This window comes from Bacillus sp. FSL R9-9410 (genome assembly GCF_038050385.1).
Lineage (GTDB): Bacteria > Bacillota > Bacilli > Bacillales > Bacillaceae_G > Bacillus_A > Bacillus_A cereus_U.
Genome location: NZ_JBBOTV010000003.1, coordinates 458,351 through 482,087 on the forward strand (window position 1 = coordinate 458,351; position 23,737 = coordinate 482,087).

Consider the following 23,737-nt stretch of genomic DNA (forward strand, 5'->3'; position numbering starts at 1 on the left):
AGCAGCAGTTACATAGCAGACGGGATGTTACAGCATCTCGTCTTTTTTAGTTTATGCAATTCAGTTAAGTACTATACTTTATATATATTGAGTATGCACTCAATATATATCTAATCTACAGTAAACATACCATATTTTTATTTTTTGGTCAATAAACAAGCTGATCATACTTCCATTTAAAGCATATACGAAGACCCCCAAAAAATTATTGGGGGAACTTGATGAAGTGCCTTTTCTTATATTTTGTACTTAGTTACATACTGATTTTGAAACGTATAAATGGGTTTTCCAGTTTGAGTCGTAAAATTTTAACCATTGATTAGTTCCATTGACAGTTTGTCCTTTTACCCATTCACCAGTAAATCTAGTTCCATTAGCAACATTATACGCTATTTTTGAACTCGTACTTGCTTCAGTTCGTACTTTAGTATTTTCATATTGTGCGTTACAGACTGCAAGACCCTTAGCTGTTTTATTTGATGTGGCATAGGTGTTTTCTGCCGCACTAGCGCTTGTTACGTTAATAAAACTAAATGAACTTAAACCGATTGCACAAGCTAAAGCTGCCCCTTTAATTCTTTTCATTTTTCTCATATTAAACATCCCCTTCAATATTATTGTAGAGTTCTCTCTTATCAATTTAAATTGTATATTTTGTATATAAAGAGTTCAACATATAATTATAGACAAAAAAATACAAAATATTCATTTTCCGCATAATAATTCGCCATTTACAAAAATGCAACAATTTTACAATTGATATATATATATATAATGCAAAAATTTATACAAAAAAAGTATAAAAATTTATTGTTTAAATATTCGAACATAAATTGATAAAATTAAAACAGTCAAAAATCTGTTTTGTTACAAAAGATTAATAGGTGTCTTTTCATATAAAAAACTCCACACGTAATATGTAAGGAGATTATCTCATAGGTTATTTACAAATTTTTGGTGGGGAATATTTGACGCTTAAGTTTTTACTTTTGATTTGGAAAAGTACAATTTTTTCATAGTCTAGACAAAATGAAATAGGAACATACATCGCATTTAAACTATTTTTATCAAACTTTTTTTAAAATTATCGAACTTTATTACAAATTATCAATCTTTTTTATAAAGCCACAGCAATATTTAAAAGATAAACTAGTATTGATATTAGATATGTTATAATTTTCATAATATATCTGCAAAGAAGGGATGGAATGAGCACACAAATTAAGGTAACACCGGAACAATTAGAACAATCGGCAAGAACCGTAAGAGATGCGAGATCAGCGCTAGAGTATATACATAAAGATTTATATAACCAAACAGAATACATAGCCTCTCAGTGGAGTGGTGCAACGAGTGATCGATTCTATTATATGTTTAATGACACGAAGTCAATGATGTTTAATGTTTTACAAGAATTAGAGAAAATTGCAGTAGAATTAGAACGTGCAGCTGTTAAGTTCAGAGAAGCCGATGAGTTGTATGGCGGAAATTTAGTTGACTCTGATATTCAAGAAGGAGCCATGTGTGGAAAACTTCCTCCAAAATCAGAAGAGTCATTTTTGAATACAAAGGATTTAAATGCTGCATGGACTGGTATTTCTACCGGTTTTATAGATGGTGCAGTGGATGCGTGGGAAGGACTGATATCCTTAGGTGATAAAGAAACCTGGCTGAATATGCGAGATGCGATTGTAAACTATGAGGAAACTATTCCTGCTGCATTGAATGCTCTATCAGATTCATTTGTAAACAATCTTTGGAATGGAGATATGGAAAGTAGAGAGCATTATGTAGCTTATGGTATAGCAACGTTAGGACTCGGACTTCTGGGTGATAAGGGTTTTAGTAAAGCAGGACAAGTTGGGAAGGTAGCTGCTATTACAGGTTTTACTAAAGGAAAATCACTTGTAATTAATTCTCCGGCATACAGAAATGCATTACATATATTAAACAACTATGAATTCAAAGCTGGAAATCATCTTTCATATGCGGGAGTCGGAAGTATTCAACAGTACTTGCGGAAAGCAGCTCCATATACTTATGAGGGTCCAAATGGTCCGAAAACAATAAGATTAAGATTGGGTGAGTTAGCGGGAAATAAACATCCAGTTACAGGCATTCCGTATGATTTAGATGGTTTCCCTATTTTTAAACCCGTTTCTGAAGTTAAATTAAAAGAAGCTGATTTTAAAAAATCTAGACCAACACATGATAGAATATGTAGTAAAGCATTATACGAACAAATAATGAAAGACCCTAAGTTAGCTGCAAAATTCACAGAAGAAGAAATAGAGTTATTTAAGCTAGGCGAGGTACCAGAAAATTATACATGGCATCATTATCAAGAAGCAGGACGAATGCAACTTGTTGATTATGAAACACATAGGAAAACAGGTCACACTGGTGGATATAAAATTTGGGGAAAAGACAGCGATAAGTAAGGAGGAGTATATATGAGCAACGTTACTTGGATTGGAGTAAATAAAAAAGAAATTACAGATGAAAACATTCAGAAAGTAGAACAATATTTCAATATTAAATTCCCTATGGATTTTGTAGAATGTGTAAAAAAATATGATAGTGGTTATCCAAGACCAAAAATATTCGATGTACCTGGACAGGATGAGAATGTATTTAGTAAACTTTTAACTTTTGATTTAGAAAGTAGAAATTCAATCATTCAAGTTTATGATGATATAAAAGATAGATTAGCAAATAAAGTATATCCCTTTGGTAAGGATTCATTTGGGAATCATCTGTGTTTTGATTACCGTAGCAATCCCGAATCACCAACAGTAGTATTTTGGGAGCATGAGGAGGAAAACATAGAGGAAGCATTATATCCTGTTTGCTCAACATTTACAGAATTGCTTGCAAGTCTACGTGATTTCGAAGAAGAAGATTGAGGGAACTAAAAAACGGCCTAGAATTCTAGACCGTTTTTTTATGATTTACTAATTTTCCAACCTTCGTCAGTTTTCTCTAATTCAATTACGATTACTTTTTTATAATCGTTTTTAGAATCTTTTTTATACACAGCATCAACAGTTACTGTAGCAATTTCGTTTTTCTTTTCAACTTTTCTAATCTTATAGCTTTTAAGATCTTCATTAATTGATTTCATTAATTCTGCATTTCCGCCAATAAAACCAACTATCTTTTTTGCTTCTGGAGTAAATAACTCTCCAAAATCTTTTGCATTTCCGTCTTTTGCATCTTCAAAATATGCTGTAGCAACTTCTTCAGGATCACGATTATCTCCACATGCCGCAAGTGCTGTAACTGATAAGGCCATTACCACCATTAACATGATCATACGTGTAAATTTGTTCTTCATTCAAACCACTCCTTATATATAACGTAATTTTAACTCTTAAAAAGGGCTAAATTACTTGTATAAGTATATAATAATTAAAACTGTAAAACTATATATTTTTAGATATTATTTTTATGATATTAAAGGTATTAAAAGTGAAGGGAAGTAGGGGAAATCTACCTATTACTATAATTTTGATTTCAATTATATACACTAGTATAATAATAATGTCAGAGCATGCTCTGATCAGTCCACGTTATAGGGGTATAACAGACGACATTCATTTTTAAAATCATAAAATCGGATTCACTTATCTTTACTTTAAAAATGGGTATATTGATGGCACTAGTATTTTTATACTGCATAATTCATTAATTCAAAGCTACAAAGAGATAAAATTTCTTTGTAGCTTTTTTAATTACTAAACACATCTAAAAAACTTCACGACAAACACATATTAACTCCGCACATAGCACAAGTTGGAATTATATAATTAATTTATAGTTAAACGCACAAAGAATTTTAATATAATAATATTAGGAATATACATTGAAAATTCGAATAAAATATAAATTGAATGCGAGGTTGTATTATGAACAAATTTAATAATGATAATGTACAAGGTTTAGTTTCTGAAGAAAACGTTGAACTATTAAAAGTTATGGCTCATCCAATACGTCTACAAATTGTTAGTGAATTGGCTAAGAGCAAGAAATTAAATGTAACACAATTAACTAATATTTTGGATATTCCACAATCAACAGTATCGCAACATTTATCCAAAATGAAAGGGAAAGCACTGAAAGCTGAAAGAAAAGGGTTAGAGATTTACTATCATATTCAAAACTCCAAAGCTGATAAAATCATACAAATACTAGGTCATGCTAATTAAATTAAAAAAATAGGTGGATGTATACCCAAACACGGATTACAATTCACCTATTTTTTATTTTATAAAAACATAAAAACGTTATAGTATAATTTCTATAATTATAGTCCTTGTTCTACGTATTAAAGGCTTTAAAGTGTATGTTATAGAATTTAGGTCTTTTAAAAATGAAAGAATGAGCTTACTTTATAGTGTGAAAAGTACCCATTTTCTTGTCTGAAAAGTATCCAGTTTCATATCTTTTTACATCTGATGTACAACGACATAAAAGTCTAAACTAAAATCTCATGAACAATCGTTGATAAATAGTCATTATCATAAATTTTGTAGGGACTTTCATGTCTCAATAACGGGACATGAAAGTCTGAACCTTTTGAACATAGGACAAGAAACTCTAAACTACTTAGCCAGTAATAATAAAAAAGATGAAAGTAAACTTTTACCTATTAGTTTACTTTCATTTCATTGCAAATACTGAATTTCTTCTATTTAAGCTTAAATAGGATTTGGCATAAAATTAGGATTTAGGTTGATTGCTCTATATAAAAACATAGCCATTTGTTCTCTTGTGACAGAAGCGTAAGGACTAAAATTTTTACCACCTGTACCACTAGCTATCCCGTTACTATAAAGAGCCTTTACATATTCATTTGCCCAATGCCCTTTCATATCATCAAATTCGTAGGGAGCCTTTACTTCCAAATCAAATGATTTTGTTAATACAGATGCTATTTCAGCTCTTGTTGTTGTATTTTTGGGGTTGAATTTTTTTTCTGGATTTACACTAAATATCCCCATCTTTGTTAATGCTAAAATCTCCTTTTTAAAAGGATTATCATTTATGTCAGTAAACGGATTATTAGTTGTATCTTGTGGTTCTAGATATCTATACAGAACAGCTGCTAATTGTTCTCTCGTAATATTATCAGTTGGACCAAAATAACCATTTCCATACCCACTCATAAATTTCTTCTGAATCATATAAGTAATTTCGTTATAAGCCCAATGATTTTTAGGAACATCAAGTAAAGAAAATGGTGTAACAGTAATATAACTAGTAAAATATTTTGCAGATTTATCATAATTTACATATGCATCTGTTGGTGAATCACTCCATGTATCGTGCACTACTATGTCACGAAAGTTTTCATTTGATTCAGGAAGATATAGTTGCATATAACCGATTCCAGTCATTGTATGATTCCCATAATAAGGTTCCGCAAGGGTGTTTATTATTATCGGTCTATCCGAATCAATTTCTTTTATGTATTTTTCATAAGTAGGTTTCTCATCATACCCAATTACAGGATTATACCCGCGACTCTGAAAATACTGTTCAAGCCCTGGCTTCATTCTAGATTCAAAAGTGCCACCAGCTGAATCTGTACCCATTGCGGCTCCTAAATTATCAATTAATTGATTAGAATTTTCATTACTTCGAAATAAATTATTGTATCCATTTTGTCCCCAATAAGCCACTAGGTTTGCAATTGCTGTTGGAGAACAGCCATGATACCAGGTGTAATCAGGCACATTACTAATATTGTGTTCTTTATAATCCGGTTCTTGTGAGTTTAATTTCATCTGGGGTGCATTGTATGTGTGAGGTTGAAGTTGATGTTGTTTTTCTTTATCTATTTGCATACTTTTCGCCTGATCTATATCTATGGCTTGATCAGTATGGATATTGATTACCTTGTCTTTTTCTTTTTTTAGATGATAAAGTGGTCCAGTATATATAGCTTTTCCTTCTTCAATATTTTTGTAAGGATTAGAACCTTCTCTAGTAGATTCTAAGATAGAAGAACTATCGTTCTTACTATCCGTAATGATGTAACCGAGATCTTCATTATTTTTTTGTACTTGAAATAAGTATCCAGTAACATGTCCTTCTAGATCGTACAGTGTTTTACTTTCACTAAAATGAGTATCTTGCCACTTTGAGTTGGGTTGTTTACTCACTCCTTTAAGATATTTTTCAGCTTTACTTTGTGCTTCTTGTTTCGAAATGGTGTGGGTATCTGTTTCTGCAGCGTACGTATTGCTAAGTTGGTTTAGAGATAAACTTATAAAAATTGCAGCCACAGATGATAATAAGTACTTTATTTTCATTCAAATTCCTCCTGTGTATTTTTTCCATAAAGCAACAATGTTTATAACATAGCATACTTTTCTAAATATTTACATATTTTATTTCGAAATTTGTAAAATTTTAGAAAGTTTTAGAGTTTTAAAAGGGGATTTCATATATTGCTAATTTAATAGATGATCAAAAAGTTAGAAGTTAATCGTCTTGATATTGCTATGTGATAATTAAATCTAAATTAATTAATTTTTTTATTCTAGAAGTTATACGTATGTTTAAAACTAGAGATGAAAAAATTGATGTATACAAAATTTAAGACATTATATTTGTGGTTCTTATTTTATTATCAGCTCTTGTTAACTTGTTGATTTAGTGAATATTTGCATATAACTTATTTTTTACTAGACATCATGTTTGGGTATAGAGGAATAAGAGACTTGAAGTTAAAGAAGCCTTTTCTAGTAATTACTAGTTAATTATTATTTGGTTTTGTTTTGTTTTGAGTGTATATGTAGTCGTAAATAATTTAATTTTCAAAAATATATTTACAATTTTTAGTTCATGTGTATATAATTTACATCGAATACACTGAATAATATGTTTAGTGTAAAAATACAGAACAATCGGAGGGTATTATGAATAAAAAAATTGTAACTAGTTCGTTAGCGGCTATCATGTTATTATCGGCTGCACCTATTTCTTCTTCGGCAGCAATTCAATCTACCAACTACCAAGATATTCAAGAAAACATAATCCAAGAAAGTACAATAGGAAATGTGAATTTTAATGTGTTAGAAACAACAGAATTTAGAACTATTAAAGTTCAGGAAAACGGAAAGGATAGTATTGTTAAGTTTAATAAAATGACTAACGAATTAACTATCGATGGTGAATTAATCGAAGACTTGAATATGAATAGTATGTTACAAGGACAACCCCGTACACTTAATGGATTGGACAAGGGTCCTCAGTATAATCGAGGAGGGCAGGAGTTTACATATATGGGTAAATTGTATGGCAGTACAAGACCATTAAGAGACTCTGTAGCAGTAACAGCTGCGGGTATTTCTGCTGTAACCAAATGTCCAGTTGCAGCCATAATACTTGCTATGGGAGGCACAAAGGCAGGTTTACTTGATATTTATTACTATGAATATGAATTATATGAAGCAAATCCTTTAACTACAAATTGGTTGCAATTTACTATTACACGTTTATATAAAGATGAAGCAAGAAACCAACAGCTTGGAGGAGAAATGACAGGTTCTGTTTATAAAATCGCTTTACCAAATAGTTAATATAATCCAAGTTTCTTTTTTTACTAGTATAAACACGGCTTTCATCTTTAATTATGGAGGCTGTGTTTATTACCGTCTAAAATTAATTAATGATTTTCACGCCTAAATAGTTTGCGATGATTTAAGAGTCTTTATCCAAATATCTTAAAGTTAATTTAAAACACTTAAGATGATGTCTATTTCTTTATAATAATTTTGAGGCTATATATCAGGAGGGAAACTTATGAAAAAAACATTAAGTTCTATGATGGTAATGGGAATAGGGATAGGTTTAGTTTTCACCAATCCTGCATCTGCAGAAGTTAATTTACCTAATTCAAATGAGAAATTCGAAATTGTAAAAACTCACGATGGTAGAATTAAAGGGGTAGAATCTTTAGAAAATTTGAAAGTTGAGCAAATTGATCATATTTTAAATGAGATGGGATTCTCACAAGATGAGATTTCAAAAATGAACGGCCAGTTAAAAAAGGACATAGCAAAAGCGGGAGGGAAAAAGGCCTCTTTAGAATTTTTAAAAAAAGAGCATGAATATACAAATTTAAAAGGAAATAAATATATTATTGGTGATCATAATAAAGAATCAATAAAAAACATAGAGACAGAAGATATAAATGAAATTTTAAATAGAAATTTTAAAAAGAGTAATGCTATCCAATATATGGATCCACCTTCAATGGTGACGGACCAAGGCCAAACTTTTAATTTAATGGCCATATATCAGGGGGAACAAGGTTCTAATTACGTTTATCAGGTATTTTCAAGTCAATTTTGGAACGAAATGCCCCGTATTCGAGGGAATGATACACTTGGAATTGCGTGGGGAGATAAAGCCAAAGCTTTAGATAATACGGATTCAGCTCGTCAATCTTGGTTTGCTGGTGATGAATTTGAGCAAACTTTAAAAGCGGATCGATCAAGTATATATGGAACCCAATGGAAAATACCAGAAATAAATAATTCTACTGCCAGAGGTGTTTACACTTCTCAAAAAATTTCCATACCTATCCAATATAAAGATTCAAAAATTAATATCAGCTCTGGTTTCGTACATGGTTGGGGGCAACCTAATTATTCATTTAAATTCGGGCCGAGTGCAACTATTGATTTAAGTAATGCAAATGGACATCATAAGTGGAGTTTAAACTATAATATTAATGTAGGATCTTAATAATTAATATTTTTAAGAACATTAATTATGATTGTTGTAGAGATTATTTGTCAAAAGATTAACCAAGAATTAAAAAATGGCAAGCATAAAAAATATGGTTCTGGTGCAAATATGAAGAAGATGGATGATAGTAGATTCCTAACGGAATTGTAATTTATGCTATAAGTCCAAACACTCGATGGATGCACTCTTTCTGATTTTGGACAAATTGATTCTGTAAATCAATTTGTCCCTTTTTTATTATATGCATGGCTTCCACACCACTTAATATAGAAGTTGCTGTTTTATACGACTTAAATCCCAACATAGAACGCACACGTTTCACTTAAATAAATACATTTGAACAAGGGAATTATCATTTCCAAGCAAAAGCAGATGACGGAGTTCGTCTGTATATAGACGATAAAAGAATTTTAGATTCATGGGTTCCGAGTGGAGGAGATGTAAGAACCGTAATAGTTCCTATAACCGCAGATCAACATAAAATAGTGGTGGATTATTTAGAGGAAGCAGGTCAAGCACTTTTACAATTTACCTACAAAAAACAATAAAAATAAAAAAAACAGCTCAATGTTTTAAATTTGAGCTGTTTTTTTCATTCTCTTGAACTTTAATAGTTTTAAATTGTGTTGTTCCTGGGGTTTTAAAATTTCCATTTTCTATTGCACTGCATATTTTTGAAGATCTCGGTAGTTGGTGGATTGACTTGCTGCAGATGAAGAAATTGGTGCAGTTGATAATAACATAACTTTATAAGTCAATAAATTCAAGCATAGATTCAGAAAATTAAATTATTAATTAGTATATATATGCTTAAAGCAAGACCTAGTATCAACTCAATGCTAGCCAATACCCAGGATTTATTTAACTTAAAGTCCCTTATACCTCTAAATATAAACATAGTCCCTAATAATAAATAGGTTATGTACAAATATTGGCTAATTCTAAAAGTTATAAGAGCGGATAATACAATTAAAACAGTAAATATAATATCTGGCACCTGGAACTTTATGAATTTCTCCTCACTATTTTTTAACATTATATACCTCCTTAATAAAAATGATTTAGTTATACATATTTATTACATAATTGTGGCACCGTTTCTAATACCTAATATTGATAGATATTTAATATAAAAATTTACTATAAAAACAGATATCGCAGACTACATTCTAACATATATAGTAATATTTTTAAATTAATATTTGATAATTTTAAATATACAGCACATTAAAAACATGGCTTGATTTAAATGTGCTATAATACAAAAGGGATAAAGATGAATAATTGTCATTTTATGCATTATTTAGTTGCGCTTTTAGTTGGATTATTTTTAGATCAGCCAACTAATTCCTATGCACGCCATCTCAAAACAAGAAACCCGAATTAATGCTGAAAAGTACGCCTTTTGAAGTGGTTATATTTCTATAAAAATCAATGTGTCGAAAGGTTCGAGATAACATTTTGAAGGACTTCATAAATACATAGACCTTTTGAATCATATATGAATTGTTGAGGAAAAGTTTCCCTTCAAGATAATGTAATTCCCGTAATTCATTTGAATCATTATATTTATATGAACGAATTAAAAAGAATAATGGTATAAGTCATTAGATAAGAATGGGAGCATCTTACACAAGATTAAACGGGGTTAGTTCTGTAAATCTATAAAATCTTAGTTTAGACTTTCTTGTCTAAATAGTTTGGAGCTTCATGTCCTTGTACATCTGAGATAGTGTAGAAAGACATAAAAGTCTAAACTAAAATTTCATGAACAATCGTTGTTAAATAGCCATTATCATAAATTTTGTAGGTACTTTCATGTCTCAATAACTGGACATGAAAGTCTAAACCTTTTGAACATAGGACAAGAAGGTCTAAACTACTTAGCCAGTAATAATATAATATTTGAAAGTGAATTTTTGAATGTTAATTTACTTTCATTTTAATATAAAAGTGCTATACAAAATCCATAAAATAATTAAGTATTTATTTTATTTAAGATTGAAGTCTTATCGGTATAATTACTGCAGTAGAGGCTATGAAAAATAGGATTACGTGTTCTTTTATAAACTTGCCAACCAGTATGAAGAAGCAAAAAAGGGGAAACCTATTGAATAATTAATGATAATTTAGGGGGTACCAAATGGAGCATAACAAAAAGGCAGCAATTGGGGATTACGTTCAATTTTCATATCGTAAAAATCCTAACTTGCAATTAACGGGATTTGTAGTGAGTGTTCTGCAGAATACAATTGTTGTAGATGTTTCACAAATAATGAAAATTGAAGTAGATGATGTTAGGCAAGTAGTAAAACATGGTTACTATAAAAAGGTGGTACATACGCAAATAAAAAATAATGTTCATAACTCTTATACGGCTGCCTTAACAAACTTTTCTTTTGTACGTAATTCAATAACTACTTGTAGTAATTTCTTGACTGGGTTTATATAAATATCGTATGTATAATTGCGAATAAATGAGTTGTAGGTATTGGCTTCTTTAAACAAACTTATTTGTTTAAAAATCATGTTCTAATGAAGTGTAGTAACTCTTTTACCTTCAGGTATAATCTTATATGTATCACAAAAACTACGTTTATTTTTCACAAATTTCACACAAATTAATGGTATTCTCTTCTATAGTGATAACTAATAGCTTTGAGAGAAGGGAACTGTATATGAAGAAGATTTGTTCTCCTCTTCTGTTATTTTTAGTTTTTTGTTTTCCAGGAGTAAGTATTCATGCGGAGTCTACATTACAATCAAAAATTGACGCGGCTTCCCCATATGAAACAATTACATTAGAGAATAGAGCTTATAATGAAACAATTAAAATATCGAAACCGCTTACAATACAAGGAGATAAAAATACTAAAATAATCTCTTGTGGTAAAGATCCTGTCATTACAATAAATAAGGAAAACATTATCCTTAAAGATTTGAAAATAGAACAATGTAATGATAATACTGATCAGCCAGCAATATTTGTAGAGGGAGATAAGCACTACATCAGTGGATTGGAAGTTCATACGTCATATATAGGGATTAAGTTAGCAAATGCTAGGGATATAAAGATTGAGAATAGTATGATTGTTGGACAAAGACGGGCTAATGGAATTGATTTATGGCAATCCAATCGCAATCTTATTGAGAACATCAAAATCCAAAATGCCCGTGATGGTATTTATTTGGAACAAAGCGACAATAATACAATAAAGGAAAATACAATCTGGCAGTCTCGTTATGGCATTCATCTTATGTATTCTGATAGGACAGTTGTTGAAAAAAATATATCAAAAGAAAATACAACAGGTGCTATGATTATGGGAACAAAGGAAACATCTGTAGTAGGAAATCGCTTTATTTACAATAAAAGTAATGTTCATGCACAAGGCTTATTACTATATGATGCGACAAAAACAAAAGTTTTACAAAATGAAATTGCTAATAATAGAGTAGGGGTTTATGTAGAAAAGGCAGATCACAATACTATTATGGGTAACTCAATTTCTAATAATTTTATCGGTTTACAATTTAAAGATGCCAGTGCAAATGAATTTACTCAAAATGTAATGATGGGGAATGTTAATGAATCGCAAGCTACACAAAGCAGGGAAAACAATATCTATAATAATTATTGGGACGCTTCTTTAAAAGTAGATGCAGACGGTTCAGGTACTAGTAATATTCCATACAAAGCAGATGCCTATTTTCTTCTGTTAACACAAGATATTCCAGAATATCAGTTGTTCTTTCAATCACCAGGGATGCGTATTTTACAAAGTTTCATAAAAATTCCAGATCAATCTTTATTGCTAGATAAAGAGCCTAGCATGAGGCCAAAAGGTGTTCCGCAAAAAGGTGAGGGGATGGCATTTCAGTCTAACATTTTGATTGTAAGTGTAAGTATGTTACTAATGGGAAGTATATTGTTTATTTTAGGGAGGAAAAATTGATGAGAGTTAAGTATATGTTATTTGCTATTTGTTTATGTATGGTATTTGCCATAGTAGGATGTGGTAACAAAGAAACCAAACCGGTTGCTATTAATGAAAAAAATGATAAGTGTGATATTTGTAATATGGCAGTAATGGATAATCAATTTGCAACTGAGGTTATTTTAGAAAATGGAAAAGCTCTAAAATTTGATGATATTGGTTGTATGTATAAATGGATGGATGAACATAAAAATGAAAAAACACAAGAGAAATTTGTAAGAGATTACAATACAAAAGATTGGGTTGCAGTGGATAAAGCTACATATATATATGACAAATCAATTAAGACGCCAATGGCTTATAATGTAATTTCTTTTAAAGAAAAGAAAGATGCAGACAGCTTCGTAGAAAAACATACTGGGGAAATCCTTTCTTCTAAAGAGCTTGCAGAACATAAATGGGAAATGAATAAAGAGATGATGGGAAAAGAAAGATCATGGTAGTGGACATTCTCACTAATAAGTGATTATTACTATGAAAAATTAGTGAGAAAAAGACAACCAACTATGGTTGTCTTTTTCAGTAGAGAGGTGAATAGCTATGTGGAATATATTATATTCAGAATGGCGTAGTGCAGTTAGGGGTAAACTTGCATACATGTTTTTGTTTCTTTGGATAACTATATTTTCTTTCATATTTGTTATGGAAAGAAATACCCCGTCTTTAGTAGATTATACAAATGTGACGGGGACAATGGTAAACCTTATTTTATATATTGTACCCTTACTTATGTTAATTATAGGAGCATTTTCTATCGCAGGCGAAGTGGAAAATGGGAAATGGAGACTTTTATGTACATATCCTTTAAAGAGTACCTCATATGTAATAGGTAAAATAATCGGTCAATTTATAGCGCAAACAGCTATTTTTTCAATGAGTTTTGGAGTAAGTATAATCATTGGGTTAGTAAGCGGTAGTAATTTTGATATATTTTGGGTGGTAGCAACGTATATCTTCTCTGTTTTATTAATTTTTTTATTTTTATTACTGGGAATAACAATCGGTTCTTTTTCTATAACTAGGTGGCAAGCTTTAGCCATAAGTATCGTAGTTTGGTTCTTTCTTATTATGATGTGGCCAACGGCTTTAATTAGTGTTCTTAATTTTGTTCCATATTCAATGATTGCACCATTAATAAAAATGTTATTGTTTTGCAACCCAGCAGAATTCCTTCGAATTATATTTGTAATTCAATTAGGTGGTGGAGCAATATTTGGGCAAGTATATGATCAATTGGTAATGATTTTTCAAAGTAAAGCTGTTATTTGGATTCTACTAATATACTGCATTATCTATACAATCGTGTTCTTGTTTGTGGCGGGGTGGCAAATGGAGAGGAGAAGAAAAAAATGACAGTATTAAATCTCAAAGAAGTATGTAAAAGATATAAAAAGAAAATAGCATTATCACCAATCTCATTTCAAAGTAAACAAGGAGAGTGTATCGTATTATGCGGTGGGAATGGAGCTGGGAAAAGTACGCTCCTTGATATAATTGCTGGAATTACAACACCTACAACTGGTACCGTTCAATTAGGGAATATAGAATTACAGAAAGATAGAAAACAGTATGTGAGTGAAATAGGTTATATGCCAGATGATTTTCATGCACAGCAAGATATGACAGTTCAAGAATTTTTATTCTTTTATGCTGCTTTTCGAAATATAGGAAAAGAAAAAGTACAGGCAGTTATTAAATCAATAGGCTTAAATGAGAAAAAAAATGAACGGTTACATAGATTATCTAAAGGGATGAGACAGAGGCTATTATTTGGGCAGGCGTACCTTGGAAACCCTAAAATTTTGATATTAGACGAACCGACAAATGGCCTGGATCCGTATTGGGTAGATGAGTTTTTAACAATATTAAAGACTTTAAAAAGAGATGGTACCATGATTATTTTTTCCACACATATGATGGATGTAGCTGCTGAAATTGGTGACCGGATACTCTTTATGAAAGAAGGAAAAGTCATACAGGAAATTAAAAATGATGGAGATTTAGAAAATTTAACGATAACATTACTACAAATGCATAGAAGATAAATACATTAGGAAACAGCTGCTTTCAGTATAGTAGCTGTTTTATTTTTACTTGTATCTCTAATTCTTTGAGGAATTTTTGTAGAAAGACAGGAAACTGGATACTAATTTTATATCGTGCAATATCGAATTACCAATAAAAATTATTCGTTTAGTATCCATTTTCTTGTCCTAAAACAATGATAGGAATAGAAGTATCTACTTTCTTGTATAAAAAGTTTCCATTTTCATGTCTTTCTACACTTGTTGTACAAAGACATGAAAGTAGGAACTTATTTTATAGTGAAAAATGCTGAATTATCTACTGATACATTTCATTTAGTACCCACTTTCCTGTCCATATATCGAGACAAGAAAATGGGTACTTTTTTAAACAAAGACACCAAAGTGGAAACTTTGTAAAAATAGCAAATACTAAATAGATGTGAAGTTAAAATCCAGTTCTATATTAGTAACAAAAATATTCATGAAGGATTTACTTTCTTATCTCATTAGCAGGACATGAGAGTCTAAACTTCTTTTAATTTTTTCCATTCTTATGTTGATGGGTATAGGAAAAGATTCCACAAACACCAAACAAGCTTGACAACAAGAGATTACAAGTGTAATATTCAGTTGCGGATTACAAATGTAATACGAGGGGTGTAATGTTAAACAATGAATGAATTACCTAAAATTTCAGAAGCTGAGTTAGAAGTTATGAAAGTACTGTGGTCAAAATCTCCACAAACGGCAAATGAGGTGATTGAAGCGTTAGAGGTGAAAATGGATTGGAAACCAAAAACAATTCGAACGCTGATTAATCGATTAGTCCAAAAAGAAGCAGTTGCTTATCATCAATATAAAGGACGTATGTATGCTTATTATCCTTTGGTATCCCAAGATAGTTATTTACAAGTGGAAACGAAATCTTTACTTAAACGTTTCTATGGTGCAGCATTTAAACCTTTGCTTGTAAATTTTTTGAAAGAAGAAAAGCTGTCTTCAGAAGATATTAACGAACTTAAACGCATTCTGGATGAGAAAACTGAGGAAAATCAGAGGAAGGATAGATTATAGTGATAGAAAAATTTATAAATATCTATCTACCTGCTTTTTTCGATTGGATGATTGAGACCTCCATTATGGCTAGTATATTAGTGGGTCTAATCTTATGTATCAAGGTCTTGTTTAGAAATAAGTTAACGTCACGCTGGCAATATATGCTATGGATCATATTAATTATAAGACTTGTATTACCTTGGTCGCCAGATAGTTCCTATAGTATCTATTCTGTTCTTACTTACAAGAATGATGATGCATTCATTTCTAGGGGAAATCCTGTAGCTAAGTTTCTTACAAAAGAGAGTACGCAAGAATTAAAAGGTATAGACGATACAAAGGTTCTCACAAAAGAAGATACTTATACCTCAAGTTCAACAAAAACTGTTCAGGCAAACAAGACACAAGCAGGTATTAATGAAAAGCAGGACGATGAGTCGATTTCATTTTATACAATCTGTATATACATTTGGCTTACTGGCGTTATCCTTCTAAGCGTTGCTACTTTTATAATGAACAGGCGTTTATTACTTTACATAAAAAAACAACTTGTTATTACAGACGAGAAGATTGTCCAGATTTTTGAAAAGTGTAAGCAATCTATGTCTATTCAACGGAATATCCCTCTATTTGTATCTGGAAAGGTTTCCAGTCCAACAGTGTTTGGATTTATTCGTCCCAAGTTGCTATTGTCAACTGTACATATGAAAATATTAGATGAGCAACAGTTACGATATATTTTTCATCATGAATTAGCTCACATCAAGCGAAGAGATGTTGGTGTGAACTGGCTTATGCATGGCTTACTAATTTTAAATTGGTTTAATCCAATTCTATGGTATGCCTACTCATGTATGCGGGAAGATCAAGAACTAGCATGCGATGCATTAGCTCTTACATGTATAGATGCAGAGGAACAAATTGCGTATGGACATACTATTATTAGTCTATTGGAACACTACTCAAGTTATTATCAAGTACCAAGTATAGCAAATTTTAGTAAAAACAAGAGAGCGTTAAAAAGGAGAATTCTAATGATTAAAAAATTCCAAAAAAAATCATATCGTTGGTCTGCGATAGGGGCTGTGGCAGTTATTGCAGTTTCATCTGTATCCTTATTAAACGCCCGTGCTGATAAGCCGACTAACCCTGAGAAACAACAAATAGAAGTGAAAAATAATATGAAAGAATTAAAAACACAAACCGATATTCCTATACAGCAAATTGTAGAAAAAATGATTGGTACAAAAGAACGGGCAGATGCAGAATTTTTTGTTTCAGAGGGAGAGTATAATACTTTACTTAAAGAAGTTGGTTTGGCACGAAATCTGTTTACAAAAGAAGAATTTGAACGATTTATTGATTTAGAAACAGAAGCATATACTTTGGGTAAAAAAGTAAAGATAGTAGGAAGTCCTGAAAAGTTAGATTCAGAAGAACAAAAAAAATATCAGAAAAACAGTGAAGAAATTGGACCATTTAGACAGAAAATTACTTCGGAATTTAGATTAACTAAAAAGGAAGCACAGAAATATGTTGATTTTCCAATTAATGCCCCAAGTTATGTGGTAAAAGGGTTTAAATTAACTGGAGAAGGTGTTACAACACCGAAGACTACTGGAAAAATGAATCCCGATTTTATTTATGAATATCAAAATCAAAGTAAAGATAATGTATATATTGTGCATCAATCTGCAGTTACTGATGAGGGAAAAGAATTCTCGAATAAAAGAGCGGAGTATAATGAAAAGGTAACAAATTATGAATTAGAAGGTACAAAAATAACCTTAGTTGAAAGTCTTGATACAGAGGAAACCTATAAAGTAATGCAAATGATTGTTCCTGCAAAAGGAAAGAATAGCGCTTATCAAGTCATAATTCTTGCAGGTGATTTAAGTAAAGAAGAAACAGAGAAAATTATGCTGTCCTTTCTAAAATAAAAATAGAGTCTCAGAATTCCGTTTAAATGGACTAAACTAAGAAGAGGGTATTATGTTCAATATACGAACATATATCCTCTTTTCTTATACATATTAGATTAGTAATACAGATATTGAAAATCATGATAATGATACACGTAGTTATATATAACTGAAGCAACTCCTTTATAAAAAAGTACCCACCTTCTTGTCCTAAAACAATGATAGGAATAGAAGTATCTACTTTCTTGTCTAAAAAGTATCCATTTTCATGTCTTTGTACAGGTGTAGAACGGCATGAAAGTCTAAACTAAAATCTCATTAACAAACGTTGATAAATAAACATTATCAAAAATTCTGTAGGTACTTTCTTGTCTCAATTACAGGACATGAGAGTCTAAACCTTTTGAACTTGCGACAAGAAACCCTAAACTACTTAACCAATAATAATGTAATGTTCGTGAAATATACTGATTTCAATTGTATAAACTAGTATAAAATCGGATTGACTGATATGAGAAATAATAGCCCTCCTATAATTAGGAGGGCTATTATTTTTATGTTTAAATGTATTTCATTTTTATGAACTCTTACTAACATGCAACTATCAATGACATAAGTACATTAATAGTTTGTCCGGGCATCAAAATTAATAGCTACATTTCTTGGCCAAACCTCTTGTCAAGATTCTCCTATAAAAATAGTGGGAAATATAAAATCAGACGAATGTTGAACATGTTTTTTGGAGTCTATTATTTTTTATCTTTGTATTTCTTTTATCTGGGAATCATAAAAGGATATTACTATTACATTATAGTTTTTCATATACATAAAACTATTTCTCAATTAATTCCTAGAAAATATGTATAGTTACCCTAACTTCATATTAATATTTAATTAATTTGTATAAATATCAAGATAATTAACGAATAATGACTTTAATTCTCTTATGTATTCCTTCTCATTTATGTTGAGTTTCGTGAGTATCAGTTACTGTAATCTTCGAAAATTATTTATATAAAATATCCTATGCTATAAAAATATAAAAAACATATCAGGTCAGACTTCTTTTGAAAAATATTTAAAAGTATTACGAAACTAAAAAAAAAAGAGTACGTTTGTTATGTAAATAAATTTTAAGGAGTGGTAATGTTGAAACGTTCACTAGGTTTATTATCAACTGCTGTTGTAACAGCATCAATGTTATTCGGTGTAAGTGGTCACAGTGCATATGCTGATTCACTTTCAGAAGAAAAAGATATGTATCAAGTAGCGGCAAAAGAATCAACTGAATGTAAGAAACAAGGACAGTATAAAGTGTGTGAAACGCCAGAACAAGCAAAAAAATGGGGAGAAAAACAATACAATAAATGGAAACCAAACAAAAATGAACAGACTGTTTTAAATAGCTATACAAAATATGCTGGGAAATTTAATACACCACTTAGAGATAACAAAGGAGACATAACAAAGATTAAAAATCCAAACGACAAAAATAATATTCTAGCTTTAGACAGCGTATTAAATAGGGGGGAGATACCTGAGGATGTAATTTTATTCAGAGGAGATGACCCTATTGCATTTATGGATGACCCTAATAAATTAATAAAAAATGGTAAAATCGATAAAGAAGAATTTAATAAATTGAAAGAAAAATATAAAGGGAAATCTAAAACGGAATATGGATATATAAGTACTTCTTTGCTATCTAATACTCCAATAGTTAGCACAAAAGTTTTCCAAATAGAATTTAAAACATTAGCTGGAACACACGGAGGATATATAGAAAAACATAGTTCTTATCCAGGACAATATGAGTTTTTACTACCTAGAAATACAACTTATATTATAAGTAAAATGGAATTAAGTAATGATGAAAAGCATATAAAGATTGAGGCATTAGTAAAAAGGTAATAACAAAATCATCTTCGTATTATTCAAAGCTTCCTTCTAATATAAGTTTTGAAACTTATATAAATAGACAGTAACGCGACTTTAATTGATGGAATGGTATGAATATATAAGTTGACGGATGTACAGCAGCACTACATATCTTACGTTAACATGTTATGAAATTTGATAGAGTTGTTATATTGAAAGTACATTTGGTCTATTAGTGGCTGCTGTGATAGCGGGAACACATGAGCGTATATAAACTTACGTGGTTATTATCCATGATAACTTGAATTTCTATTACAGGGACCATAACTTACATCATAAGTAAAATGGAATGGAAACATTAGTAGAGTAGTGTTCATAGGATCGTGTCTGTATTTAAAAATATTTGTTTAGGGAGCAGAAAAAATGAGCCGAAAAAAACAGATATTCACCGTTATATGTGCATTTGGGATAGGATTAGCAAGTTATACTAATTGTACTTCTGCAGAGGTTTTAGACAGTACTTCATTAAGAAATACTTCAACTATATCAAATTATTCCCAAGTATCAGCTGTTGCTAAAGAGATGAAACCTTTTCCACAGCAAGTAAACTACTCTGGTGTTATTAAACCAAATCATGTTTCGCAAGAAAGTTTGAATACCTCAGTTATAAATTATTATAACAATTGGAAAAAGAAGTATCTAAAGAATGATCTTTCTTCACTACCAGGTGGCTACTATGTCAAAGGAGAGATTACAGGGAATGCGGATGGTTTTAAACCGTTAGGAACTTCAGAAGGACAAGGTTATGGTATGATAATCACGGTCTTAATGGCAGGTTATGATTCAAACGCCCAAACTATTTATAATGGCTTATTTAAGACAGCGAGAGCTTTTAAAAGTTCCGAAAACCCAAATTTAATGGGTTGGGTTGTAGCCGATAGCAAAAAAGCGCAAGGGCATTTTGATTCTGCGACAGATGGGGATTTAGACATTGCTTACTCACTTCTTCTTGCTCATAAGCAATGGGGATCAAATGGCACAATCAACTATTTGAAAGAAGCTCAAAATATGATTACAAAAGGTATTAAGGCTAGTAATGTGACCAAAAATAATAGTTTGAATTTAGGTGATTGGGGTTCCAAAAGTACATTTGATACTAGACCTTCCGATTGGATGATGTCTCATTTAAGAGCGTTCTATGAATTTACAGGGGATAAAACTTGGCTTCATGTTGTTGACAATCTCTACAATACTTATACACAGTTTACAAATAAATACTCGCCAACTACAGGATTGATTTCTGATTTTGTTGTGAAAAATCCACCACAACCCGCACCTAAAAACTTTTTAGATGAATCAAAACATACCGATGCATATTACTATAATGCGAGTCGTGTACCACTCCGAATTGTTATGGACTATGCAATGTATGGAGAAAAGAGAAGTAAGGTGATTTCTGAGAAGGTTACTACATGGATAAAAAATAAAACAAAGGGTAATCCATCTAAAATTGTAGACGGTTATAGCCTAGATGGAACAAATATTGGTGATTATCCAACAGCTGTATTCGTTTCACCATTTATTGCCGCTGGTACAACCAATAGTAACAATCAAGCTTGGGTGAATAGCGGTTGGGATTGGATGAAGAATAAGAAAGAAAGCTATTTCAGTGATAGTTATAATCTATTGACCATGTTATTTTTAACTGGGAATTGGTGGAAGCCAATTCCTGATGAAAAGAATATACAAAGCCCAATAAATTCAGAAGTTCAGTCTGAATTTAAGGAATAGCTTATAAAAAAACGTAGGACTACATACTCCTACGTTTTTTGTTCACACATTTTCTTGTTTATATGAGAGGGAGTACTCATCACTAACAACTTAGCATTTCTGATTCTGGTGCAAAAACTTTGAAGTATACGAAAATGGTCTATCAAACTTGGACATACTGATAGTACTACTCTATAAAAGGTACGTGATCAGTATGGAAAAGGAGAATATATTTAAGTGGAAACATTATCAACCGGACATCATCTTGTTAACTGTACGTTGGTACCTACGGTACAACTTAAGCTTTCGTGATTTGGTGGAGTACATATTGTTCTTTCCATGGTACCGGACTGAGCGTTCTTTACGAGGGAGGATAAGGAATGGACGGATTCGCCTATCTCAAACGCTTGAACCTATGCAAACAGGTTTGAAGGTCTTCCAAACCTGTTTGCCTGGCTAGCGCCGAGCGAGTCCCTTCCAAGCTTGGAAGGGGTTGGGGATGGTTGCTTTTCTTTTATAATAGATCCTTCAATGGAGCATCATGCTATTTTTAATTCCTAGTGGCCACAGTCGGAATTAAGCTGATACAATTATTATTATGAATTGATTGTTTATTTAAAGGAGATGGAGAAATAGATGTGGGACTTTCAAGAGGAAAGCTATGAGCGATTAAAAAAAGAAAAAAAGAATATTACTCTATTTTTAAAAAGCGGCGTCAGAATACCAGGACAAATTGTTGGGGTAGATCGTTTTACTGTACTTATGTTGGTTAATGGGAAACAACAATTAATTTATAAACAAGCTATATCCACAATTGCTATGTAAAAATAGTGTCTTGTTAATAATTAACAAAAGAGAACAGGAGTCAATTTCGACTTGAACTGCACCCCAATTGTTAGACACAGTCTAACAATTGGAGGTGCAGTTTTTCTATGGCTAAATTTACAGCTGATGAAAAAATACAAATCGTTCTACGTTATTTGAACGGAAATGAAAGTTATCGAGAAATGGGTAGAGCGATCGGTATAAGTGGCACAATCATTTTGAATTGGGTAAACCAATATAAGCAGAATGGTGTGGAAGCTTTTCTAAAACGATGTACAAATTACACACAACAATTTAAACTAGACGTACTAAACTTTATGATTGAAAACGGTATGTCCTTATTTGAGACGGCAGCTATCTTTAACATTCCTGCCCCTTCAACGATTTCTGTTTGGAAAAAACAACTCGAAACACAAGGAATTGATGCCCTTCAATCTAAGAAAAAGGGGCGTCCATCCATGAAACAAGATTCAAATAAACAATTAAAACAAGCTTTAGCTAAAGGGTCAGTCGAAGCACTTGAAGCACGTATTAAACAGCTTGAAATGGAAAATGAGTACTAAAAAAAGTTGAATGCCTTAGTTCAAAACAAGGAAAAGTCACTAAACAAGACAAAGCGCAAGTAGTCTATGAATTAAGGCATAAATATTCGGTGAAGGCACTCGTGGAGTTAGCTAATATTCCACGAAGCACGTATTATGATTTAGTAAAGAAAATGAATCGCCCAGATGTAGATGCCGATTTGAAAGCTGAGATTAAAGCGATTTATGAGGAGAATGAAGGTCGTTATGGCTACCGTCGTATTCGTGATGAGTTAACGAATCGTGGTCAGAAAGTGAATCACAAAAAGGTGCAACGTATTATGAAAGAGCTTGGATTAAAGTGTGTTGTGCGTATGAAGAAATATAAATCCTATAAAGGGAAAGTCGGTAAAATTGCACCCAATATTTTAGAGCGTAATTTTTATGCAGATGCACCGAATCAAAGATGGGTAACAGACATCACAGAGTTTAAATTGTTTGGAGAAAAACTGTATGTATCACCTGTATTAGACTTGTATAATGGTGAAATTATTACCTATACAATTGGTTCTAGACCGACGTATTCACTTGTTTCAGAGATGTTAGAGAAAGCATTAGAACGTTTACCTGAAAACCACCAGCTACTGATGCATTCGGATCAAGGATGGCATTATCAAATGAGACAGTACGTCCGTACACTTGAATCAAGAGCTATCGTACAGAGTATGTCTCGAAAAGGAAACTGTTACGACAACGCAGTAATAGAGAATTTCTTTGGGATTATGAAGTCGGAGTTCCTCTATATAAAAGAATTTGAATGTATAGAGCATTTTAAAATAGAATTAGAAAAATATATAGATTATTATAATAAGAAACGGATTAAGGCAAAATTAAAAATGAGCCCGGTACAATACCGGACTCATTTGGATCAAGTAGCCTAATGAAATAACCGTGTCTAACTTTTAGGGGTCACTTCA

The 23,737-nt window shown here is 31.5% G+C and carries 18 protein-coding genes and 4 pseudogenes; 18 read left to right on the top strand and 4 right to left on the bottom strand.

All coding sequences use genetic code 11. The features are described from left to right. Positions 1-249: 249 nt before the first annotated feature. The gene (locus MKX77_RS29025) at positions 250-594 is read right to left on the bottom strand and encodes an SH3 domain-containing protein (protein ID WP_002139605.1); all 345 of its coding nucleotides are present in this window, start codon (positions 592-594) and stop codon (positions 250-252) included. Between the two features lie 614 nt (positions 595-1,208). On the opposite strand from MKX77_RS29025, the gene MKX77_RS29030 reads away from it, so the two are divergent. Continuing rightward, a complete protein-coding gene (locus MKX77_RS29030) occupies positions 1,209-2,441 on the top strand; it encodes a WXG100 family type VII secretion target (protein ID WP_341308550.1) in 1,233 nt (410 codons plus the stop codon). Positions 2,442-2,453: 12 nt separating this feature from the next. Then, positions 2,454-2,906: an SMI1/KNR4 family protein gene (locus tag MKX77_RS29035; RefSeq protein WP_002166944.1), complete on the top strand. Its 453-nt coding sequence runs from the start codon at positions 2,454-2,456 to the stop codon at positions 2,904-2,906. Positions 2,907-2,944: 38 nt separating this feature from the next. Here the strand turns inward: MKX77_RS29035 and MKX77_RS29040 are convergent, their stop codons facing one another. After that, the gene (locus tag MKX77_RS29040) at positions 2,945-3,337 is read right to left on the bottom strand and encodes a DUF4878 domain-containing protein (protein WP_002139602.1); all 393 of its coding nucleotides are present in this window, start codon (positions 3,335-3,337) and stop codon (positions 2,945-2,947) included. A gap of 571 nt (positions 3,338-3,908) precedes the next feature. On the opposite strand from MKX77_RS29040, the gene MKX77_RS29045 reads away from it, so the two are divergent. Next, a complete protein-coding gene (locus MKX77_RS29045) occupies positions 3,909-4,208 on the top strand; it encodes an ArsR/SmtB family transcription factor (protein ID WP_002016873.1) in 300 nt (99 codons plus the stop codon). Between the two features lie 492 nt (positions 4,209-4,700). Here MKX77_RS29045 and MKX77_RS29050 read toward each other — a convergent pair whose 3' ends face one another. After that, on the bottom strand, positions 4,701-6,317 hold the full coding sequence (locus tag MKX77_RS29050; RefSeq protein ID WP_341308551.1) for an S-layer homology domain-containing protein: 1,617 nt from the start codon (positions 6,315-6,317) through the stop codon (positions 4,701-4,703). A gap of 609 nt (positions 6,318-6,926) precedes the next feature. Here MKX77_RS29050 and MKX77_RS29055 point away from each other — a divergent pair. Together MKX77_RS29055 and MKX77_RS29060 are read left to right on the top strand one after the other, a co-directional pair. Continuing rightward, complete coding sequence (locus MKX77_RS29055; RefSeq protein WP_341308552.1) at positions 6,927-7,589, top strand: hypothetical protein; 663 nt, start codon at positions 6,927-6,929, stop codon at positions 7,587-7,589. Positions 7,590-7,812: 223 nt separating this feature from the next. Beyond that, the gene (locus MKX77_RS29060; RefSeq protein ID WP_341308553.1) at positions 7,813-8,760 is read left to right on the top strand and encodes a hypothetical protein; all 948 of its coding nucleotides are present in this window, start codon (positions 7,813-7,815) and stop codon (positions 8,758-8,760) included. Between the two features lie 154 nt (positions 8,761-8,914). Here the strand turns inward: MKX77_RS29060 and MKX77_RS29065 are convergent. Beyond that, a pseudogene (locus tag MKX77_RS29065) lies at positions 8,915-9,082 on the bottom strand (IS6 family transposase); the annotation flags it as partial. Positions 9,083-9,089: 7 nt separating this feature from the next. Here MKX77_RS29065 and MKX77_RS29070 point away from each other — a divergent pair. The 13 genes and pseudogenes from MKX77_RS29070 (at position 9,090) to MKX77_RS29130 (ending at position 23,701) form a co-directional block, all read left to right on the top strand. After that, the gene (locus MKX77_RS29070) at positions 9,090-9,311 is read left to right on the top strand and encodes a PA14 domain-containing protein (protein WP_341308570.1); all 222 of its coding nucleotides are present in this window, start codon (positions 9,090-9,092) and stop codon (positions 9,309-9,311) included. Between the two features lie 1,595 nt (positions 9,312-10,906). Further along, positions 10,907-11,125: pseudogene (locus MKX77_RS29075) on the top strand (DUF2187 family protein); the annotation flags it as partial. Between the two features lie 316 nt (positions 11,126-11,441). After that, positions 11,442-12,719, top strand: coding sequence for a right-handed parallel beta-helix repeat-containing protein (locus MKX77_RS29080; RefSeq protein WP_341308554.1), 1,278 nt, complete (start codon positions 11,442-11,444; stop codon positions 12,717-12,719). After that, positions 12,719-13,220 (top strand): annotated as a pseudogene (locus tag MKX77_RS29085) (nitrous oxide reductase accessory protein NosL). The gene MKX77_RS29080 and the pseudogene MKX77_RS29085 overlap by 1 nt, the downstream one beginning before the upstream one ends. An 81-nt stretch (positions 13,221-13,301) precedes the next feature. Then, positions 13,302-14,114, top strand: a complete 813-nt coding sequence (locus MKX77_RS29090; protein ID WP_341308555.1) for an ABC transporter permease — start codon at positions 13,302-13,304, stop codon at positions 14,112-14,114. Then, complete coding sequence (locus MKX77_RS29095; protein WP_016119309.1) at positions 14,111-14,806, top strand: ABC transporter ATP-binding protein; 696 nt, start codon at positions 14,111-14,113, stop codon at positions 14,804-14,806. The genes MKX77_RS29090 and MKX77_RS29095 overlap by 4 nt, the downstream gene beginning before the upstream one ends. Positions 14,807-15,460: 654 nt before the next feature. Beyond that, positions 15,461-15,862 (top strand): BlaI/MecI/CopY family transcriptional regulator, encoded by a 402-nt coding sequence (locus MKX77_RS29100; RefSeq protein ID WP_001004323.1) that lies wholly within the window; start codon positions 15,461-15,463, stop codon positions 15,860-15,862. Further along, entirely contained in the window at positions 15,862-17,784 is a 1,923-nt protein-coding gene (locus tag MKX77_RS29105) for a M56 family metallopeptidase (RefSeq protein WP_341308556.1), read from the top strand. Before MKX77_RS29100 ends, MKX77_RS29105 begins: the two co-directional genes overlap by 1 nt. 1,128 nt (positions 17,785-18,912) lie before the next feature. Beyond that, positions 18,913-19,677: an ADP-ribosyltransferase gene (locus tag MKX77_RS29110; protein WP_193653926.1), complete on the top strand. Its 765-nt coding sequence runs from the start codon at positions 18,913-18,915 to the stop codon at positions 19,675-19,677. A gap of 390 nt (positions 19,678-20,067) precedes the next feature. Beyond that, complete coding sequence (locus MKX77_RS29115) at positions 20,068-21,435, top strand: glycosyl hydrolase family 8 (protein ID WP_341308557.1); 1,368 nt, start codon at positions 20,068-20,070, stop codon at positions 21,433-21,435. Positions 21,436-21,628: 193 nt separating this feature from the next. Beyond that, positions 21,629-21,736 (top strand): annotated as a pseudogene (locus tag MKX77_RS29120) (IS6 family transposase); the annotation flags it as partial. A gap of 314 nt (positions 21,737-22,050) precedes the next feature. Further along, complete coding sequence (hfq, locus tag MKX77_RS29125) at positions 22,051-22,239, top strand: RNA chaperone Hfq (protein ID WP_341308558.1); 189 nt, start codon at positions 22,051-22,053, stop codon at positions 22,237-22,239. Between the two features lie 107 nt (positions 22,240-22,346). After that, positions 22,347-23,701, top strand: a protein-coding gene (locus tag MKX77_RS29130; protein ID WP_341308559.1) for an IS3 family transposase whose coding sequence is annotated in 2 segments (ribosomal slippage) — positions 22,347-22,800 and positions 22,800-23,701 — 1,356 coding nt in all. Because the reading frame shifts where the segments join, the coding sequence is not laid out codon by codon here. Positions 23,702-23,737: the final 36 nt, after the last annotated feature.

Coding starts and splice junctions, on each gene's coding strand:
- MKX77_RS29055 (WP_341308552.1), top strand. CDS start 6,927: ATGAATAAAAAAATTGTAACTAGTTCGTTAGCGGCTATCATGTTATTA.
- MKX77_RS29100 (WP_001004323.1), top strand. CDS start 15,461: ATGAATGAATTACCTAAAATTTCAGAAGCTGAGTTAGAAGTTATGAAA.
- MKX77_RS29110 (WP_193653926.1), top strand. CDS start 18,913: ATGTTGAAACGTTCACTAGGTTTATTATCAACTGCTGTTGTAACAGCA.
- MKX77_RS29080 (WP_341308554.1), top strand. CDS start 11,442: ATGAAGAAGATTTGTTCTCCTCTTCTGTTATTTTTAGTTTTTTGTTTT.
- MKX77_RS29030 (WP_341308550.1), top strand. CDS start 1,209: ATGAGCACACAAATTAAGGTAACACCGGAACAATTAGAACAATCGGCA.
- MKX77_RS29040 (WP_002139602.1), bottom strand. CDS start 3,337: ATGAAGAACAAATTTACACGTATGATCATGTTAATGGTGGTAATGGCC.
- MKX77_RS29095 (WP_016119309.1), top strand. CDS start 14,111: ATGACAGTATTAAATCTCAAAGAAGTATGTAAAAGATATAAAAAGAAA.
- MKX77_RS29050 (WP_341308551.1), bottom strand. CDS start 6,317: ATGAAAATAAAGTACTTATTATCATCTGTGGCTGCAATTTTTATAAGT.
- MKX77_RS29025 (WP_002139605.1), bottom strand. CDS start 594: ATGAGAAAAATGAAAAGAATTAAAGGGGCAGCTTTAGCTTGTGCAATC.
- MKX77_RS29045 (WP_002016873.1), top strand. CDS start 3,909: ATGAACAAATTTAATAATGATAATGTACAAGGTTTAGTTTCTGAAGAA.
- hfq (WP_341308558.1), top strand. CDS start 22,051: ATGTGGGACTTTCAAGAGGAAAGCTATGAGCGATTAAAAAAAGAAAAA.
- MKX77_RS29090 (WP_341308555.1), top strand. CDS start 13,302: ATGTGGAATATATTATATTCAGAATGGCGTAGTGCAGTTAGGGGTAAA.
- MKX77_RS29035 (WP_002166944.1), top strand. CDS start 2,454: ATGAGCAACGTTACTTGGATTGGAGTAAATAAAAAAGAAATTACAGAT.
- MKX77_RS29060 (WP_341308553.1), top strand. CDS start 7,813: ATGAAAAAAACATTAAGTTCTATGATGGTAATGGGAATAGGGATAGGT.
- MKX77_RS29115 (WP_341308557.1), top strand. CDS start 20,068: ATGAGCCGAAAAAAACAGATATTCACCGTTATATGTGCATTTGGGATA.